Annotated in this window: 18 protein-coding genes and 2 pseudogenes; 7 read left to right on the top strand and 13 right to left on the bottom strand. The window is 66.8% G+C overall.

Going from position 1 to position 17,277, the window contains the following annotated elements; translation table 11 throughout:
• Positions 1-1,102 precede the first annotated feature (1,102 nt).
• A pseudogene (locus tag GLP40_RS34270) lies at positions 1,103-1,201 on the bottom strand (acyl-ACP desaturase); the annotation flags it as partial.
• Between the two features lie 194 nt (positions 1,202-1,395).
• Complete coding sequence (locus GLP40_RS31705) at positions 1,396-2,178, bottom strand: sigma 54 modulation/S30EA ribosomal C-terminal domain-containing protein (RefSeq protein WP_154791688.1); 783 nt, start codon at positions 2,176-2,178, stop codon at positions 1,396-1,398.
• A 393-nt stretch (positions 2,179-2,571) separates the two neighbouring features.
• Between GLP40_RS31705 and GLP40_RS31700 the strand changes: the two genes are divergently transcribed.
• Positions 2,572-3,714: an AI-2E family transporter gene (locus GLP40_RS31700; protein WP_328290889.1), complete on the top strand. Its 1,143-nt coding sequence runs from the start codon at positions 2,572-2,574 to the stop codon at positions 3,712-3,714.
• Positions 3,715-3,718: 4 nt separating this feature from the next.
• Here GLP40_RS31700 and GLP40_RS34970 read toward each other — a convergent pair.
• Together GLP40_RS34970 and GLP40_RS31690 are read right to left on the bottom strand one after the other, a co-directional pair.
• Positions 3,719-3,954 (bottom strand): annotated as a pseudogene (locus tag GLP40_RS34970) (helix-turn-helix domain-containing protein).
• A gap of 115 nt (positions 3,955-4,069) precedes the next feature.
• Positions 4,070-4,420 carry a hypothetical protein gene (locus tag GLP40_RS31690; RefSeq protein WP_196054869.1) on the bottom strand — a complete coding sequence of 117 codons (351 nt, stop codon included), beginning with the start codon at positions 4,418-4,420 and terminating at the stop codon, positions 4,070-4,072.
• Between the two features lie 212 nt (positions 4,421-4,632).
• Between GLP40_RS31690 and GLP40_RS31685 the strand changes: the two genes are divergently transcribed.
• The 3 genes from GLP40_RS31685 to GLP40_RS34650 all read left to right on the top strand — a co-directional run bounded on the left by GLP40_RS31685 (position 4,633) and on the right by GLP40_RS34650 (position 7,130).
• Positions 4,633-4,899 carry a three-helix bundle dimerization domain-containing protein gene (locus tag GLP40_RS31685; protein WP_154791686.1) on the top strand — a complete coding sequence of 89 codons (267 nt, stop codon included), beginning with the start codon at positions 4,633-4,635 and terminating at the stop codon, positions 4,897-4,899.
• Between the two features lie 63 nt (positions 4,900-4,962).
• Positions 4,963-7,005, top strand: a complete 2,043-nt coding sequence (ctaD, locus tag GLP40_RS31680; protein ID WP_230330127.1) for an aa3-type cytochrome oxidase subunit I — start codon at positions 4,963-4,965, stop codon at positions 7,003-7,005.
• Positions 7,002-7,130, top strand: a complete 129-nt coding sequence (locus GLP40_RS34650; RefSeq protein ID WP_268867205.1) for a hypothetical protein — start codon at positions 7,002-7,004, stop codon at positions 7,128-7,130. Before ctaD ends, GLP40_RS34650 begins: the two co-directional genes overlap by 4 nt.
• Positions 7,131-7,228: 98 nt before the next feature.
• On the opposite strand, the gene GLP40_RS31675 is transcribed toward GLP40_RS34650, so the two are convergent.
• The 4 genes from GLP40_RS31675 to GLP40_RS31660 form a co-directional block, all read right to left on the bottom strand.
• Positions 7,229-7,828 carry a TetR/AcrR family transcriptional regulator gene (locus tag GLP40_RS31675; protein WP_328290888.1) on the bottom strand — a complete coding sequence of 200 codons (600 nt, stop codon included), beginning with the start codon at positions 7,826-7,828 and terminating at the stop codon, positions 7,229-7,231.
• Positions 7,829-7,849: 21 nt separating this feature from the next.
• Positions 7,850-8,539, bottom strand: coding sequence for an ABC transporter ATP-binding protein (locus GLP40_RS31670; RefSeq protein ID WP_154791685.1), 690 nt, complete (start codon positions 8,537-8,539; stop codon positions 7,850-7,852).
• Positions 8,536-9,657 carry an ABC transporter permease gene (locus GLP40_RS31665; RefSeq protein WP_154791684.1) on the bottom strand — a complete coding sequence of 374 codons (1,122 nt, stop codon included), beginning with the start codon at positions 9,655-9,657 and terminating at the stop codon, positions 8,536-8,538. The genes GLP40_RS31670 and GLP40_RS31665 overlap by 4 nt, the downstream gene beginning before the upstream one ends.
• A gap of 497 nt (positions 9,658-10,154) precedes the next feature.
• Positions 10,155-10,895, bottom strand: a complete 741-nt coding sequence (locus GLP40_RS31660; RefSeq protein ID WP_328290887.1) for an alpha/beta fold hydrolase — start codon at positions 10,893-10,895, stop codon at positions 10,155-10,157.
• Positions 10,896-10,964: 69 nt separating this feature from the next.
• Here GLP40_RS31660 and GLP40_RS31655 point away from each other — a divergent pair, with 69 nt between their 5' ends.
• Entirely contained in the window at positions 10,965-11,384 is a 420-nt protein-coding gene (locus tag GLP40_RS31655) for a MarR family winged helix-turn-helix transcriptional regulator (protein ID WP_154791682.1), read from the top strand.
• Positions 11,385-11,421: 37 nt separating this feature from the next.
• Here the strand turns inward: GLP40_RS31655 and GLP40_RS31650 are convergent, their stop codons facing one another.
• Positions 11,422-11,676, bottom strand: coding sequence for a hypothetical protein (locus tag GLP40_RS31650; protein ID WP_154791681.1), 255 nt, complete (start codon positions 11,674-11,676; stop codon positions 11,422-11,424).
• A 529-nt stretch (positions 11,677-12,205) separates the two neighbouring features.
• On the opposite strand from GLP40_RS31650, the gene GLP40_RS31645 reads away from it, so the two are divergent.
• Positions 12,206-13,054 (top strand): ParA family protein, encoded by an 849-nt coding sequence (locus GLP40_RS31645; RefSeq protein ID WP_154791680.1) that lies wholly within the window; start codon positions 12,206-12,208, stop codon positions 13,052-13,054.
• Here the strand turns inward: GLP40_RS31645 and GLP40_RS31640 are convergent.
• The 3 genes from GLP40_RS31640 to GLP40_RS31630 form a co-directional block, all read right to left on the bottom strand.
• Positions 13,027-13,563: a hypothetical protein gene (locus GLP40_RS31640; RefSeq protein ID WP_154791679.1), complete on the bottom strand. Its 537-nt coding sequence runs from the start codon at positions 13,561-13,563 to the stop codon at positions 13,027-13,029. The genes GLP40_RS31645 and GLP40_RS31640 overlap by 28 nt on opposite strands.
• Before the next feature lie 342 nt (positions 13,564-13,905).
• Complete coding sequence (locus GLP40_RS31635) at positions 13,906-14,583, bottom strand: DUF4232 domain-containing protein (protein WP_230330126.1); 678 nt, start codon at positions 14,581-14,583, stop codon at positions 13,906-13,908.
• A gap of 378 nt (positions 14,584-14,961) precedes the next feature.
• A complete protein-coding gene (locus tag GLP40_RS31630) occupies positions 14,962-15,927 on the bottom strand; it encodes an NAD(P)/FAD-dependent oxidoreductase (protein WP_154791678.1) in 966 nt (321 codons plus the stop codon).
• Positions 15,928-16,009: 82 nt separating this feature from the next.
• Here GLP40_RS31630 and GLP40_RS31625 point away from each other — a divergent pair, with 82 nt between their 5' ends.
• Positions 16,010-16,600, top strand: coding sequence for a helix-turn-helix domain-containing protein (locus GLP40_RS31625; RefSeq protein ID WP_154791677.1), 591 nt, complete (start codon positions 16,010-16,012; stop codon positions 16,598-16,600).
• On the opposite strand, the gene GLP40_RS31620 is transcribed toward GLP40_RS31625, so the two are convergent.
• Entirely contained in the window at positions 16,597-17,220 is a 624-nt protein-coding gene (locus tag GLP40_RS31620) for a TetR/AcrR family transcriptional regulator (protein WP_154791676.1), read from the bottom strand. The genes GLP40_RS31625 and GLP40_RS31620 overlap by 4 nt on opposite strands.
• Between the last annotated feature and the right edge of the window lie 57 nt (positions 17,221-17,277).

Genomic DNA, 17,277 nt, shown 5'->3' with positions numbered 1-17,277 from the left:
AGCCCGACCAGATCGGCCGCGACGGCTGGAAGGCCATCGACAACGCCGAGAAGACCGCGGGCAAACCCACCGGCCGCCCCCGCGTGAAATACACGAAGATCGAGGACCTGCTCAAAGCAGCCAAGGGCTGACACTGCCGTTCCGCAAACCATGAGGCGGGGTCCCAGCCGATTCGACTGGGACCCCGCCATTTCCGTTGATGCGCCCGGACCTCGCCGGCCCATATCTGGGAGAGGTCCGCGTGCGGTTGGTGCTCCGGTCGGACGGCCGCGACCGAGCCACACTCCTTCGACCGTGCGAACCGAGCCCGAATATGCTGCCGCAGTGCGCCTATCGTCCTCAGAGGGGTCATCGCGACATCACTGAGCCGGCCCCGAGTCCGAGCTCATCGCCACCCGAGGACCTTCGTCTTCGATCGACAGGCCATCCGTCATCGATTTCACGGCCGGGGTGTTCCCGCTGCAGTGATTCCAAATATCGTGCGAGTGCGGCAACCGCGAGACCCACGTCGGCCCGGGTCAACCACACCGTTACCGAATCGGAGAAAGTCTCCGCGACCCGGGTCCGACGTCACCTCGGCCCGGGTCCGGCTTCCGTCGGACCCGGGCTTCCGCCAGTGCTATCCGCAGGCCGGTGCCGAGCGCCGTTCATCGCCCACGCGACCCTTTTCAGCCCCGCATCGCACAGTTCGAGCAGTCGCCGCCGTTCGTCGTCCGTGTAGTGGGCGTTCTCCACCTCGGAATGCAGTTGGGCGAGTCGGCTCCCGAGAGTCCCGATCTCGCCGAGCGCCAGCGCTTGCCGTGCGTCGAGGAGTGCTTGGCGGACACGGCGTTCCAATTCGTCCATCACCGACTACCTTCCGAGGCCGGGGACACGGCATCACCGGTGTGACGCCCGCGCCGAGCGTGCCCACACCGGTCCGGCCATCCTGATGGTAGGGCGCGGGCCGTCCGCGTATGAGCGAATCCACCTGTGCGACAGTTTGATACATCACCGGATTCGACCGATCGCACGCCGTGGCTACTGCGCGCACCCTGCGCCTACCCCGCACTGGGACGCGCGTCGCCTCGCCCGGATATCACGACGATCCGCGATCTCGGCATTGCCGCGTCACCGGCTGGAGGACTTCCTCGAGGTGCCGGCGCAGGTCGTAGATGCCATGTTCGGCCATGAGTACGCCGTGACGACGGAAGGTCGGCATTTCGGACCGGTTCAACCGGTCGCGGCGATGGATTCGAGTTCGGTGAGAATCTCCAACCGCGGCAGATCACGCGCCAATGGGATTGGCCGCCTTTCTATTCCGGGAACAAGGAGATGGGATGGTGATGCGAAGCCGCGCACCCGACAGTGTCGGCGAAGGGCGCGCGACGACCGGGGCTCGGTGAACAGCGCCGACTATGGAGCTTCGGCTTCGGTGTCGCCGGGTCCGGGAGTGATGAGGCCGAGGTCCGCGTCGTAGCGGCGGTACAGCAGGTTGCCGCGACCGGTGTCGGGATCGGTGTAGAACAGGAACGGCAGTCCGCGCTCGCAGACCTGTTGCACCGCTCGAGCTTCGGTGAGGGCGGGCGCTGGGCGGGCGTTGACGCTGAACGGTCCCGACCCGTTGGCGTCCGACCGCGGCGGATGGACGCTACGCTGACGGGCCAGGCACATGCCGGACGGCCCGGCTCGGTAGACGATGGCGTCCTCGCCGGTATCGACATCGGTGAATATGTGCACGTCATAGTCCATCGCGTCCATTACTGTCGCGGCTCTCAGTGGCGAGACGGTCATCAGTGGAACGGATTTGCGCCGCGCGACCTTTCCCGATGCCCGGGCATCCAGCGGTAGGCGGGCCGGATCCGGCCATGGACGTGGTTGCCACCGGGTCCGCAATGCCGTGATGTGGTGGTCCAGCCGTACGACGACCGGCAGAGCGTCGCCCCGGCCGTGGGTCAGCGTCTGGATTCGCGCGGACGTTTCATCGAGCCGCAGGTTCACCTGCACGAGGAATGGACCGACATCGCAGTTCGGGCCGGTGATCCGGATTCGTGCGCCGCCGGTGACATGGAGCCGCTGCAACTGGCGGCCGACCGCGCCGGCGAACCGCTCACCCTCGAGCATCGGCACCCGGCCGCCCGCGAACACAACGACATCGGGAAACGTCGCCGACGTCCACGCCTCGGATGCCCGCAGCATCCCACCACCTCCACGTTTTCGACACGCCGAAGGACACATCGGCGCTCACTGTGCCTGACGTCGCGGAGTCGAATGTAGGGCCCAAAGACCCTATATTCTGCAGAATTTCTCTATTGCAACTTTTCGCAACCAAGGCCCGTAATGGTGCGGCCCCTCCCAGCCCGAGTTGCCGTTGGGCCGCACCGTTTCATGGATTCGAAAAGCGCGCCCGCGAGCAGATCCTCGATCCCGCGCATGGACAAAGGCGCTCCTCCGAGCCGCATATCACCGCCGAAACAGTCACGCTCACAGGAGAACTGGTCGCCCCCGAGGCGCTGTATCGATTCGCTCTGCTGCGGCGACACGCGCCTGCGCGGCTTCTGAACCCGGTCCGGCCGCCGCTACGTTTGCTGAGTGCCCGACGAGAAGATCGCTGCTGACGACACCCCCGACGACAACGACCAGATCAGGCCGGACAGGTTGGCCGCGGCCGTGATCCCGGCCTGGCTGCCGCGGGCTTATCTGTTGGCGGCGGCCACGGTCGCCGGGATCGTGGTCACCTTCTGGGCGTTGATGCGCCTACACGGTTTGCTGACGGTACTGGTGGTGTCGTTGTTCCTGGCCTTCGCCATAGAGCCCGCGGTGAACTGGCTGGCGGCGCGGGGGTGGAAGCGCGGGGCGGCGACGCTGACGGTGTTCGTCGCGGTCACCGGAGTGCTGGTCGGATTCGTATGGGCCATGGGCGGATTGGTGGTCGGTCAGGTGAGCACCTTGATCGAGAACCTGCCGAGGTATACACAGAGCCTGGTCACCTGGGTCAATTCCACGTTCCACACCGATGTCTCGGTCACCGATCTCACCGATCGCAGCTCGGACCTGAGTTCATCGCTGCAATCGTGGGCACTGAACCTGGCCGGTGATGTGTGGGGTATCGGCACCACGGCGCTGGGCGTGCTGTTCCAGGGCCTGGGCGTTCTGCTGTTCACCTACTACTTCGCCGCCGACGGGCCGCGCTTCCGCAACGCGGTGTGTTCCCTGCTGCCGCCGCGACGCCAGCAACATGTGCTGCGCGCCTGGGACATCGCGGTCGAGAAGACGGGAGGCTATCTGTATTCGCGTGCGCTGCTTGCGTTCTTCTCGGCCCTGGCGCATTACGCGGCCATGCGGGTATTGGGAATTCCGTCGGCGTTCGCGCTCGCGTTGTGGGTGGGCGTGGTTTCGCAGTTCATACCGACGGTCGGCACGTATCTGGCGGGCGCACTGCCGGTGACGGTGGCCCTGGCGCAGAATCCGCGGACCGCGCTGTGGATCCTCGGATTCATCGTCGTCTATCAGCAGTTCGAGAACTACGTGCTGCAACCACGCGTCACCGCGACAACCCTCGACATGCATCCCGCGGTTGCCTTCGGCGCGGTGCTCGCGGGCGCGGCACTGTTCGGGGCGACCGGCGCGCTGCTGGCGATTCCGGTGACGGCTACCGCCCAAGCATTCCTGTCGGCGTATGTCCGCCGATACGACGTGGAAACGCCGGAAGCGCCGGCGGACGGCAAGGCCTGAACAACTAGCGGGAATGGAAGGCGGAGCGGTAGGTGTGCGGGGGAACGCCGGCCACGCGCTTGAAGCGGTCGCGGAAGGCGGTCGGTGAACCGAAGCCCGACAGGGCGGCTATGCGATCGATGGGGTGGTCGGTGTTTCCAGCAGATGTTGTGCGCGGCGAATGCGGGTGCGCAGAAGCCATTGGATCGGGGTGGTGCCCAGTTGGTCGCGGAAGCGACGGCTGAAGGTGCGTTCGCTCATTCCGGCCCGGGCGGCCATGTCGCCGAGGGTCAAATCGCTGTCGAGATGGGGCCCCGCCGCACTCCCTACCCTTCGGTTCGTCCATACCACCGATCCGAGAGACCTCAATGCTCGCTCACTTCGATCTTGTGCACGGATGCGATCCGGCCGATACCGTCATCCCGTTCGAAATCATCAGCGCGGCGATAACATTCGTGAGAATCGATGCCGGATCCATGGCGGCGGCGCTGTGACGAAAACTCTTCTCACCATGCACGTTCTGGTTGCCATCGTCGCCATCGGCAGCGCCCTCGTGACTCCGAACCAGCCGCCCGCTCAGGACATATCGATCGCGCCCTGCGGCGACGACGACCGCGGCACCCGGATGCACTGGACGGCGGAAACCCCGCGCATTAGGGCGCCGAATGGCTGTACCCATATTGAGTCCGAACATGTGCGAATGGCGTTGTTGCAGATGTACTTTCATTTGCATTTTTCAGCCAGGACATTGTGTGCCCAGCGCGCGACAAGGCGTGCCAGAAAGTGACCCGGGGGAAGAAAACGGCGTTCGTTGACGTAACACTCATGGTGCACGGTCCGGAGCCGAAGGGTTCCGGGCCGTTGTCCACTTTGGTCGGCGTCCACTGGGGGCGGCAGGGTGTCGGCGACTTACGTTGGTGATGGAGGCGAGCTCAGAGCATGACGGAATCCGACGAAGAGCAGCAGTTGAGCGAGCTTGTCGCGCGGTTGGCGGATCGGTTTCCCGAATTGACGGCGCGTGTTGTCGGGGAGGTGGTTCGCGGTATTCATCGGGATTTCGATGGGCACCGGGTGCGGGAATTCATTCCACTACTGGTGGAGCGGATCGCTGAGCGGCAGCTGAGTCGGCGCGTGTGCTGCGGCTCGACACTGACGCTCGACGGCGTTCCGCCCAAGCGGGAATCATCGTTCCGGGCCGTCGGATAGCCCGACTCCGTGTGTCAGTGCCGGCTCCGTTGGGGGAGCCGGCACTGCGACGAGGACGGCCCGATGCCTCAGCCGCATCGCTGGTACCGGCAGCTCTGCGTGCATGTCGCCGAGGTCGACCCGAAATCGGTGCGGCGCTTCGAGTTCGAGGTCGATACCTCACGAGCCAACGAGGCCGGGGAACACGAGATCGCCGAGAACCTGCGCCTCGTGACGGCGGTCACCATCCACCGGCCCGGATTGGTTACGATCTCGGTTCGAAGGTCACCGGCAGTACGGTCCAAGGTCCTCGATCGCTCGACGAAGGTCACCGACCCGTCCCACGGGGATTCACCAGCTACCCCGCGGCTCACTACGGTCCGCAGGGTGACCGCCCTATCCCCGAAATCTCCACTGGTACCCGAGATCACGCGACCCCATCCGGTGCGGCGCGCACCCAAGGGGTCGTTCCTCTACAAGATGGTGACCACGACCGACCCCAAAGTGCTGGGCCAGATGTATCTGGTGACCTCGATGGCCTTCTTCATGATCGCGGGCCTGATGGCGCTGATCATGCGGGCGGAGCTCGCGCATCCCGGCATGCAATTCCTGTCACCGGAACAGTTCAACCAGCTGTTCACCATGCACGGCACCATCATGCTGCTCTTCTACGCGACGGCCATCATCTTCGGCTTCGCGAATATCCTGCTGCCCTTGCAGATCGGCGCGCCCGATGTCGCGTTTCCGCGGCTGAACGCTTTGAGCTACTGGTTCTATCTGTTCGGCGCGACCATGGCGACCGCCGGCTTCATCACCCCGGGCGGCGCGGCCGATTTCGGCTGGACCGCGTACGTGCCGCTCTCGGACATCATCCACTCCCCCGGTGTCGGCGCGGATCTGTGGATCCTGGGCGTGGGCGTCTCGGGCCTGGGGACGATTCTGGGCGCCGTCAATATGCTCACCACCGTGGTGTGCCTGCGCTGCCCGGGCATGACCATGTTCCGGCTGCCCATCTTCACCTGGAACGTGGTGGTCGCGAGTTTCCTTGTGCTGCTGGTGTTCCCGCTGCTGACCGCCGCCGCGCTGGCGCTGTTCTACGACCGGCACCTGGGCGGGCACATCTACGATCCGGCGAGCGGCGGAACCATGCTGTTCCAGCACCTGTTCTGGTACTTCGGGCATCCTGAGGTGTACGTGATCGCGCTGCCGTTCTTCGGCATCGTGTCCGAGATCTTCCCGGTGTTCTCGCGCAAGCCGATCTTCGGCTACACCGGCATGGTGTACGCGACGCTGGGCATCGCCGCGCTGTCGATCGCGGTCTGGGCGCACCACATGTACGCCACGGGTGCCGTGCTGCTGCCGTACTTCTCCTTCATGACCTTCCTCATCGCGGTCCCGACCGGCGTGAAGTTCTTCAACTGGATCGGCACACTGTGGAAGGGACAGCTCACCTTCGAGAGCCCGATGCTGTTCTCCCTGGGATTCCTGGTGACGTTCCTGTTCGGCGGCCTGTCCGGCGTCATCCTGGCCTCGCCGCCGCTGGACTTCCATTTGTCCGACACGTATTTCGTGGTCGCGCACTTCCACTACACGCTGTTCGGCACCGTCGTGTTCGCCACTTTCGCCGGCATCTACTTCTGGTTCCCCAAGATCACCGGCCGAATGCTCGACGAACGCCTCGCGAAGTGGCACTTCTGGACCACCTTCCTCGGCTTCCATCTCACCTTCCTGGCCCAGCACTGGCTCGGCAATATGGGCATGCCGCGCCGCTACGCCGACTATCTCCCCTCGGACGGCTTCACCCTGCTCAACCAGGTCTCCACCGTCGGCTCCTTCCTCCTGGGCGCGTCGATGCTGCCGTTCCTGTGGAACGTCTTCAAGTCCTACCGCTACGGCGAGGTCGTGACCGTCGACGATCCGTGGGGCTACGGCAACTCGCTCGAGTGGGCGACCTCCTGCCCGCCGCCGCGGCACAACTTCTACGAGCTGCCGCGCATCCGCTCCGAGCGTCCCGCGTTCGAACTCCACTATCCGCACATGGTCGAGCGCATGCGCGCCGAAGCCCACGTCGGCTGGGGCGCGGCATCCCACCACGTCACCGAGACCATTCCCGTGGAGGCGAAATGACCAGGCCCCAGCAATTCTCGACCTTCCGGATTCCCCGGCTGCCCTACGGCGTCCTCGTCCTGCTGACCGGATTGACGTTGATCGGCGGCCTGATCCTGCTCACTCACCTCGCGCAGGGTCACTGATCACCCCTGATCGTGCGAAGGCTGAACCCCTTGCAGCCGTTCGCACTCCGGTGAGGCCGCGCTCCCGCCCGCGCGGCCTCATCGGCCTTTCCCGAGATTCAGCGCGAGCCGTCCGCGCCCGGCGACAGGGCCGCCAGATAGGGGCCGACCAATTCCGTTGCGGCCGCGACGGTTCGGTCCGCATTCTGACCGCTCTCGAGCATGCGCGATGCCGCATACACGATGCCGTCGATCAGACCGGCGGTGGCGACCGGGTCGGGCGCGCCGGCCGTCTCGAGCGCGTCGATCAGTGGGGTGTGGAGTTCGTCGTGCAGTTCACGGCTGTAGGCGGCGATGTCGTCGTCGATGATCGTGGTGAGGACGCGAGCCATGGCATGTTCGCCGCTCGCGACCAATTCGAGGTTGGTGCGGACGTATTCGAGGACCTGCTCCACCGGGTCGGACGCGGCCGCCATCCGCTCCGACACCCGCCGCGCCCACTGCGGGAAGGTATCGGCCAGTAGCTCGGCAAGGAGCTGGTCGCGCGAAGAGAAGTACTGATAGATGCTGGGGCGGGCGAGTCCGGCGCGCGCCGCCACCTCGGTGAGCGTGGGCGGGCGCGCCGGGTCCGCGACGAGGATGGCGCGCGCGGCATCGAGCAGAGCGCGGCGTTGCGCCTCGCGATGTTCAGCGAGTGTGGCGGCTTGGATCCTCGGCACCTGGTCTCCTCGTTGGCGGGGTTATTCGCTCAGTCTCCCATCCACCAGGGTGAGCACCCGATCACAGTGGCCCAGGATGTCGTGGTCGTGGGTGACCATGATGGTGGCCACCTTCCGCTCCCGCGTCTGCCGGGCCAGCAGTTCGATCACCTCGTGGCTGCGCGCGCGATCCAGCGCCGCGGTCGGCTCGTCCACCAGCAGCAGCGACGGATCGGTGGCCAGCGCGCGGGCGATGCCGACCCGCTGACGCTCCCCGCCCGACAGCTCGTGCGGCCGCCGACCCGCCTTGGCCTCCATGCCCACGGCGGCGAGCAGTTCACCCGGATCCCTTGCGGCGCCGCGCTTCCGACCACCGGTGCGGTCGAGCAAGCGCACCTGGTCGCGGGCGGTCAGCGCGGGGATCAGGTTCCCGGTCTGGAACACGAAACCGATGTGTGTGCGACGGAATCGCGCCAGCTGCCGCCCGGACAGCGTGCTGATCTCGGTGCCGTGCACCCTCACCCGTCCGGTGTCGGGCCGGGCCAGGCCACCCGCGACGGCGAGCAGCGTGGACTTGCCGGACCCGGACGGACCCACGACGGCCAGCAGCTCGCCCGGCGCTACGGACAGATCGACCCGGTCCAGGGCTACCACGGCATTGTCGCCACTACCGAAGGTCAGTGAGACCTCCTCGAGCGAGATGCCCTGACGAACAATCGATTCGACGCTCATCGCTGCGCCCCCAATGCCTCGAGCGGGTCCACCCGCGTGACGCGCAGCGTGGTGAGCACCGCGCCCAACATTCCCATGACGATCAGCAGCACCGCGCCGAGCCCGACCGCGCCGGGTTCGAGCGAGAACGGCATGCCGCCGACGAAGCGGCTGCCCGCCACTCCTACGCCGACCCCGACCGCGGTCGCGGCGACGAGCACGATCGCGGCCTGGCTCAGGCTGTCGCGCAACAGATATCCGGTGGAGACGCCCAGCGCCCGCAGCACCGCCAGCTCGTGGGTGCGCTGCACCGTCCAGACCATGAAGAAGGCACCGACCACCAGCGCCGAGATGGCGTAGAGGAAGACCTGGATGAGCATCATGGTCGACATTTCGGCCGTATAGCCGGGCGAGGCGTCGAACGAGCCGGACAGCGTCATGGCGTGCGTGCCCGCGGCGGCATCGCCTGCCGCCAGGTCGATGCCGCCCGCCCGCGCGCGCAGCGCCACCGCGTTGGCTTCGTGATAGATCTCCGGCCGCGCGGCGTCGCCGGGCCGCAGTCCGGCGTGAATCTCCTGCCAGAGCCTTAGCGGCACATAGGCGACGTTCACGTGCCCGAAGGTCCGCTGCTCGGCGGTGGCGCCGACCACCCGCAGGGTGGTCCCGATCCGGTCGATGGTCACCACGTCGCCGATGCGCACACCCTTGTCGAGGGCGGTCCGGCTGACGACGATGCCGTCCGCTGACCCGAGCCCAGATCCCTGCGCCGGGTTCGGAGCCAGGAACGAGCCCGGCTCGACTCCGAACAGTGCGAGATCGATCGGTACCCCGTCGCCGGTTTTCGCATTGACCAGCGCGTTTCCGAACAGCGCCGCATCTGCCACATCACCGCGTCCACGCCAGGCCGCGAGCTGGCCGTCGTCGACCGTGCTGCGCGTGAAGGCTGATTCGGTCTGCGTCTTCGGCGCGAAGGCGAAGGCGTCCACGGGCATGGCCTTCAGCCCCGAGACACCGTCGTCGACCAGGCCCGACGACAGACCCGCCAGCATCACGATAAGCACCGCGATCAGGGCGACGACCGCGGCCATCAACCCGAATCGCGCTCGCGCGAACCATAGTTCGCGCACCGCCAGGAACATCCGAACTCCCTTGTCCTGCGCCGGGCTCTTTTACCGACGCACCGTCGGAATGTTACCGACAGTGCGTCGGGAAAATCTACCGGGGGTCAGACCTTCTTCGGGCAGCAGGTGGTCAGAGGTTCGGCCCGGGTGAGCGGGAGGTCGCCGAGTCGGCGACTTCGGGCCCGGCCGACGAGGAAATCGCGGCTCGGCTCACTCCGAGCCACCGCGCGGGTCGAGGATCACCTCGGCCGCATCCTGCGCGAGCTCGGCTTCACCAGCCGCGCCGGGATCGCCGCTTGCTTGCCGAATTGATCGACAGACCGCAGCAGCGTCAGGCCGGGATCGGCCGCGGACAGGGGCTGCGCATCGACAGAAGGTGAATTCCGAGGTCCCGCTCGAGGTAGTTCATGCGCCGCTCCCAGAAGTCCCCGCATGTGCGGCAACCCGAGGTGACGGGTTGCAGTTCGTTCGACCTTCCGGTGTCGAAAGCCACACGGACACACCACTTTCGGGAGTCAGGACGCCTTTCGTAGCGCACTCAGGTGAGCGTCGAGGTGGGCGAACGTCGCCTCCGGCTGTTCCATATGCGGGAGATGTCCTGCCTCGGAAATGATTTCGAGGCGGGCATCGCCGAACGCCGCGGCGTAGGCGGCGCCGTACGCGGGCGTGGCGATGCCGTCACTTTCGCCCCAGAGCAGCAGGGTCGGTGCCGACACCTCGGGGAGCCGGGCCGCCAGGTTCGGGTTGTGCATGTACGGGTCACCCGCGTAGTAGCGCAGGGCGGCCATATTCGCCCGGCGCGCAGCCGCTTGCGCGGGAGTCGGTTCGGGAGCACTGCGCGGCGCCCGTTCCGGGTCGTGCCAGGAGTATCGGGCGACCTGCTCCGGGGTCAGCGCGAAGATGTCGCGGATCGGCGCGTCGTCGACCCGAATGCCGACGGCGTCGATGAGAATCAGCCCCGCGAGACGATTCCCGGTGTCGCGCACCGCCATCTCGGCGGCGATCCAGCCGCCGATGGAGGATCCGATGACGACCACCTCGCGCAGGTCCCGTTCCGCCAATATCCGCAGGTAGCTTCGGGCGAGGTCGGGGATGGAGTTCACTTCGGCCGGGCGCGGGGTGCCGTCCCAACCCGGATGGGTCGGGACCAGGACATGGGCGGACTCGGACAGATGCGTGGCAATGGTGGCCACGCTGCCCGGTCCCGCGCCACCGTGCAGTACGAGAATGTCAGAGCCGGCATCTGATTCGCTCACGCTATTTCCCCATCCAATGACTAAACATGTTGATATAAACAAGCTTAGTCACCCTGATAGCCTGTGTCCATGGCAGGTGATTTGCAGGCTCTGGGCCGAGCCATCAAACAAGCGCAGCATCGCCACCACCGCGCGCTGGACACCAGACTCGGTGCGGCCGGGACCACCCTGGCGCAATGGGATGCGCTGCGCGCCATCGACCGCGAACCGGGGTCGTCGGCACGAGCCTTGGCGGAGGAGACGTTTCAGAGCGAGCAGGCTTTCGGGACGCTGGCCAACCGCCTGGCCGCACGGGGGCTGATCGAACGCACACCCGGCCGTGGCCGCCTCATCGAGCACCGGCTGACCGCCGCAGGGCGGCGCACGCTCGCCGCCGGAAACGAGATCGCCGACAGCGTCCTGGCGGAATCCTTCGCGGAACTGTCCGCCGCCGAGCGCAAGACGCTGCAGGCGTTACTTCAGCGAGTGGGCGCCGGGCTCCGAAACTGACGCGCCCGATCCGATCGTGAGTGCGCCGAATCAGTGGTCAGCTGGCGAGGGTGTCGGGCGCGTCGGCGACTCCGGGAAAGCGGTCGTGCAGGCGGTCGAGTTGGCGCCGGACGGCGGCGAGGTCGGCTTGCGCGCGGGTCTGGGCTTCGGGGCGCGAGATGTATTGCAGCTCACGGGTCAACATGTCGGCGTGGCTCTGAAGTTCTCTGGTGAGGACTCGAGCCTGGGCGAGTTCGGGGTCTTCGGGCATGGGCAGTCGCTTTCCGAGCAAAGGGTGGGCGAAGTATGTCATGTTTCGTCCACTTTTGCGTCACCGCGGATTCAGCGATCGGTTCCGCCCGACAGGGCCCGGTGACCACCCGCGCCAGGATGTCGGCGGGATCGGCTCAGACCAGGCCGCCATCCGACAGCAGGATCTTCATGCGCTCCTCCGGATTCCTCGACGTCCTCTCCTGCGCGAAGGCGGGCGATTGCTATCAACACCCACGTCCAGCTCAGGGCGTACTCGGACCCCGACAGCCCTCCCACATCCGCCTTCACCACCGCCCCGAGGACGATGCGCAAGCGGACATCGTGGTAGCGCCGTGAACACACAGTGAGATATGTCCGGTTCGTTCGGATTCGATGCGGCAGACCGCCCCGTCAGTGCCGCACCGCTATTGGGCTAACGACCAGCATGATCCGAGATCGACGCCTGTCCGACATGCTGGTTCACTTCTCACCCAGCGAAAATCACTGGCGGACAGTCGCGATGTGCGACCTGAGAAAGGACTCCGGAGAGGATCCGGCCGATTTGCCACGTGACGGGTTAGGCTGGCGAAATGTCGGCAAACACAGCTATTGGGGAGGCCGGGGCGACCGGAGACGAGGCCCAGGTGATTGCGCTGTGCAATCAGAAGGGCGGCGTCGGGAAGACCACCTCGACGGTCAATCTGGGTGCCGCGCTTGCCGAGTGCGGGCTGCGAGTGCTGCTGGTGGATCTCGATCCGCAGGGCGCGCTGTCGGCGGCGTTGGGGGTCGCGCATCACGATCTGGAGCTGACGGTGTACGACCTGCTGGGCCGGTCGGCGCCGCCGATCGACGACGTCCTGATGAAGACCAGTGTCCAGAACCTGCACCTGTTGCCCAGCAATATCGATCTGTCGGCCGCGGAGATCCAGTTGGTCAACGAGGTCGGCCGGGAGCATTCGCTGCGGCGGGTGCTCGATCCGATCCGGGACCGCTACGACTACATTCTCATCGACTGCCAGCCGTCGCTGAGCCTGCTCACCGTCAACGCCCTCGCCTGCGCGGACGGGGTGATCATTCCCATGGAATGCGAGTTCTTCTCGCTGCGCGGGCTGGCGCTGCTCAACGACACCATGGAGAAGGTGCGCGATCGGCTCAACCCGGGACTCGAGCTGGCGGGCATCGTGGTCACCATGTTCGACCCGCGGCTGCTGCACTCGCGTCAGGTGCGGGACCGGGTGGCCGAGACCTTCGGGGAGCAGCTCTACGACACGGTGATCTCACGAACGGTGCGGTTCCCGGACTCCACCATCGCCGGGGAACCCCTCACCACGTGGGCGCCCAAATCCCGTGGCGCCGAACAGTATCGGGAACTGGCTCGGGAATTCCTGCAACGCTCGGGGCGACCGATGGGTCAGCTCGCGATGTCCCAGATGCAGTAGCCCGAGGCGGCGGCGCGCAGGCTGAATGTGAGCACGGCGGTGACCGAGGAGGAATTCGTCACCGGGACGGTCACCTCCGCGCCCGCGTCGCCGGTCCGGCGGGCGGTCATCTTGTCGGCATCGAAGGCCGTTGTGCCGGTGAGCCTTCCAGGGTTGTTGGAGAGGATCGAGCCCGAGCAGACGAGCGGGTACTTGCCCTCGGTGTCATCGGTTCGGAGCGGCTGGCCGATCCAGCGGGACAGGTAGCGGCGGACCGCATAGCGCGCGTCGTCCTCGGTCAGCGCGGGCTGGACGGCGGGGGCCGGCGATGGCGTGGCCGTGGTGCTCTGCGGCGCTGCCGGGGTGGTCGCCTCCGAGGTGGTCCCCAGCGCGTCGAGTGAACCGACCTGCAGGGGGCGCGGCTTCTCGGACGCGGGCACGGTGTGCGGGCTCTCGGTACAGCCGACGGCCACGACGCACAGCGCGACGGCGGACAACACCTGCAGGGTGCGGAATCCAAGACGGGTCACCGATCCACGATAGCGGTGTTGTCCGGCTCCGCGTTCGTCATATCCGCCCCGAGGCGGCGAGATCATCAGTCCGTCGGTGAGCGGACCGGACGTCCGTCGTTCTCGATGTTCGCGTGTGACGAGCGGCGTTGGCACGCACGGGGATACGGCATCCGAGCGGGAAAGGCCCGTTGGCGGGATCGGATGTACCCGGCGCTCCTTCAGCTCCGCTCGGTTACCCAAATCCTACTTGGGCCGCTGTCCGAAGTAGTTCCCAGCACCTCACAGCCTGATGGTAGAAGCCGCTGGGGATCGACTGGTAGCGACTGCTGTGTGCCGCAGTAGTCTGGCTGCCGACGCCCGCTACGGGCCGACGGGGTGGATTTGGATGTCGCAGAGGTAGGTGGTCGCTTCGAGGGTGTGGGTTTCGGTCAGGTCGGGTGGGGTTACGAGGATGGATTTGGCGGATTGACAGGGGCGGCCGTCATCTTGAAGGGAGGACCCTTCGAGGATGGCGTGGGCGGGGTGGCCGGGTTTGACTATGACGGGGAGAGGGTCGGGGAAAGTGTCGGGTTGACCGCCCATGAAGCCGCGGACGGTGCGGGAGGCGTGGACGGGTCGGCCGTACATGGTGAGGAGGTCCACGCCGGGGTAGCCGATCATTCGGCAGGAGACACCGCCCACGCTGGTGAATTCGAGCTGAACGCCGCCGTGGGTGCGGATCGAAGCGATGGGCGAAACGGTGACGGCGATCTGGCCGTTGGCGCATTCGGCGATCTGGGTGTCGATGGGGCTCGTGGTGGTGGCTGCGGGGGATCCGCTGACAGGAGTCGGGTTGCCGCCCGCGCCGGCATCGGATGAAGGGGGAACAGCCATTGGCGCAGACGAATTCGCCGAGCCGCCCGGTGTGCCGAGGGTGGTCGAGTCCGAGGCGGCCGGCGTGGTCGCGGCCGAGCTGCCCGAGCCATTGCCGGATGAGCATCCGGTAGCTCCGATGACAACCGCTCCCGCGAACGCCAAGCCCACGATTACCCGATTCATGATCAATTCCCTCCCGTAGTCCCCGCTGTTCCCCTGCCGACCACCAGGTTCGACGAACCGATCCGGCACAGAACATATCCCGCCTTTGTCCGAACTCGTTACCGCCGAGCAGGGATTACCGCGCGCGTAGCGCGCTGTGTCCGCCGGGAGGGATTCAAGAGGGCGGGGGCCGACGTGTCCGATCGGTTCACTGCCGCGAATCTCGGGAGGCAGTGCCATTCGAGTTGGACTCGCAGGTCTTGTCGGCGCCGGTGATCCAGGGTGCTACGACTGGGAATCGGACGCAGATCACCGGGACCTCACCGAGCAGACCGTCGAGCCTCTGGCAGCCGCGCCGCGGTTCGGTGCGCTCCCGGCGATCTTCACCGAGTAGGGCGGTCAGGCATTCGCGAGGGCGCGATGGGCCTCGACAGCCCTGCGGGTTTCCTCGTTCACCAGGTCGGCGTTGATGTGAGCGCCGGCCATGGCCCCAGCCGCCGCGGAATTGCCCACCTGGGCCGAGATATCGGTGACATTGCCCGCCGCCCAGACGCCGGGGATTTCGGTGCGGCCGGTGGCGTCGGCGGGGATGTATTCGCCTGCGCCGGTGGGATGGGCGGTCGGGGTCAGGCCGAGGTCGGCGAGGAAGGCCGCGCGGGCCACCATGCGGCTCGGCGCGGCCAGGATCTCGCGGGCGACGACGAGGCCATCGGCGAGCCGGACGCCGGTGATGTGGTCGTCCGACAGCTCCACCGCCGCGATCTCACCCGAGACGACCCGAATTCCCCTGGCCGCCAGCTGCTCCGACTCCTCCTCGGTCGGCGGCGTATTGGCATGGGCGAAGTACACGACGTCATCACTCCACTGTCGAAACAGCAGTGCGAGGTGAATTCCCATGGGCCCCACGCCGAGAACACCGATCGGCCGATCGCGGACTTCCCAGCCGTGGCAGTACGGGCAGTGGATGACATCGTGACCCCAGCGCTCCCGCAGGCCGGGGATATCGGGCAGCTCGTCGACGAGACCGGAGGCCACCAGCAGCCGACGGGTGCGCACCGACCGCCCGTCCGCCAGCGACACCGCGAAGTCCGCACCGTCCCTGACGATTCCGGTCACCGCACCCGAAACCACCTGCCCGCCATATCCACGCACCTCGTCCCGCCCGCGGGCCAGCAACTCCGCCGGCGGCACCCCTTCCCGGGCGAACAACCCGTGCACCCCGTCCGCGGGCGCATTGCGCGGGCTGCCCGCGTCGATCACGACCACCGAGCGCCGCGCCCGGGCGAGCATGAGCGCCCCGTTCAGTCCGGCCGCGCCGCCGCCGACAACCACCACGTCATAGCTGCTGTTCAGCTGATCGGTCATTGATGACCACCTCCTGCCCACGACCATGCGGAAGCGTCAGGCATATTGGCAACCTTCATTGCCGATGTGGCAAAATCGAACCATGACCGAGGATATCGACCGAGCCCTGGAAGGGGTGGGCCTACGGCTGCGGGAGCTGCGCAGACAACGACAGACCACACTGGCGGAGCTGTCCGCCGAGACCGGCATCTCGGTGAGCACGCTGTCCCGACTGGAGTCCGGCGCCCGCCGCCCCACGCTGGAGCAGCTGCTCCCCCTGGCCCGCGCCCACAATGTCACCCTCGACGAGCTGGTGAACGCCCCGCTCACGGGCGACCCGCGCGTCCACATGCGTCCTATCACCCGTAACGGCATGCGGATGCTGCCGTTGACCCGCCGCGTCGGCGGCATCCAGGCGTACAAAATCGTGCTGGGCCCGAAATCCGGTCGCACCGAACCCAATCCGCAAACCCATGAGGGCTACGAGTGGCTCTATGTCCTCAACGGCCGCCTGCGGATGATCCTCGGCTCGCACGACCTCATACTGCTGCCGGGCGAGGCCGCCGAATTCGACACCCGCGAGCCGCACTGGTTCGGCGCGGCGGATGACGAGCCGGTCGAATTCCTCAGCCTCTTCGGCAAACAGGGCGAGCGCGCCCACATCCGCGCCACCCCCAGGAAGGCCGACCGCTAGCCTTGATACCGTGGCCCGACCAGCGCCAGCGCGGTTTCGACTGCCACATCGACGATTTCGTTGACATCGCGCCCGTCCTCCACGGTGGAGGCGATGAGCTCCCGGAACCCGCCGTAGAGGATGGTCGCCATCTGCCGTGTCGGCGGATGCAGGCCCGCCCCCTGGAATACCGGTGTGGCGGTGAGGTCCTGGATAAGCGTGATGAACGCCTCCGCCGCGTCCCGATGCAGTTGCCGCGCCCGCTCCCCCAGTGCCGGGGTGTCCCGGATCCACGCCAGCGTGATGCAGGTGTCCTCCCGCGATGCCCGAATCCACGCCACGATGGCCTGATGGATCTGGGCGTCCCAGGGCGCGGTCGGATCCACGGCCGCGTAGATCTGCTGCACGGTGTCGTTGTTGCGCTCGGTCAGCAGGGCCACGAAGCAGTCCTGCTTGTCGGCGAAGTGCTCGTAGAAGGTCCGCCGCGAGGTCCGCGCGATACGCACCACATCGGCGACGGTGGCGTCTCGGTAGCCGCGTTCGCGGACCGCGTCGGCCATGGCGTCCAGCAGCCGCCGCCGGAACCCGGAATCGGCGGCGGTCTCGGCGCTGGGGGCAGGGTCGGCGCGGGTCACGAACATCAGCGTAGTTTCTCGGATCTCCGTGGTCACCTCGGCGTGTCGGTGTGTTCGCCGCGG

It is taken from the genome of Nocardia aurantiaca (assembly GCF_009708175.1).
GTDB lineage: Bacteria > Actinomycetota > Actinomycetes > Mycobacteriales > Mycobacteriaceae > Nocardia > Nocardia aurantiaca.
Note: the sequence above shows the minus strand (reverse complement) of the source record. Positions and strands in the feature narration are given on the sequence as shown.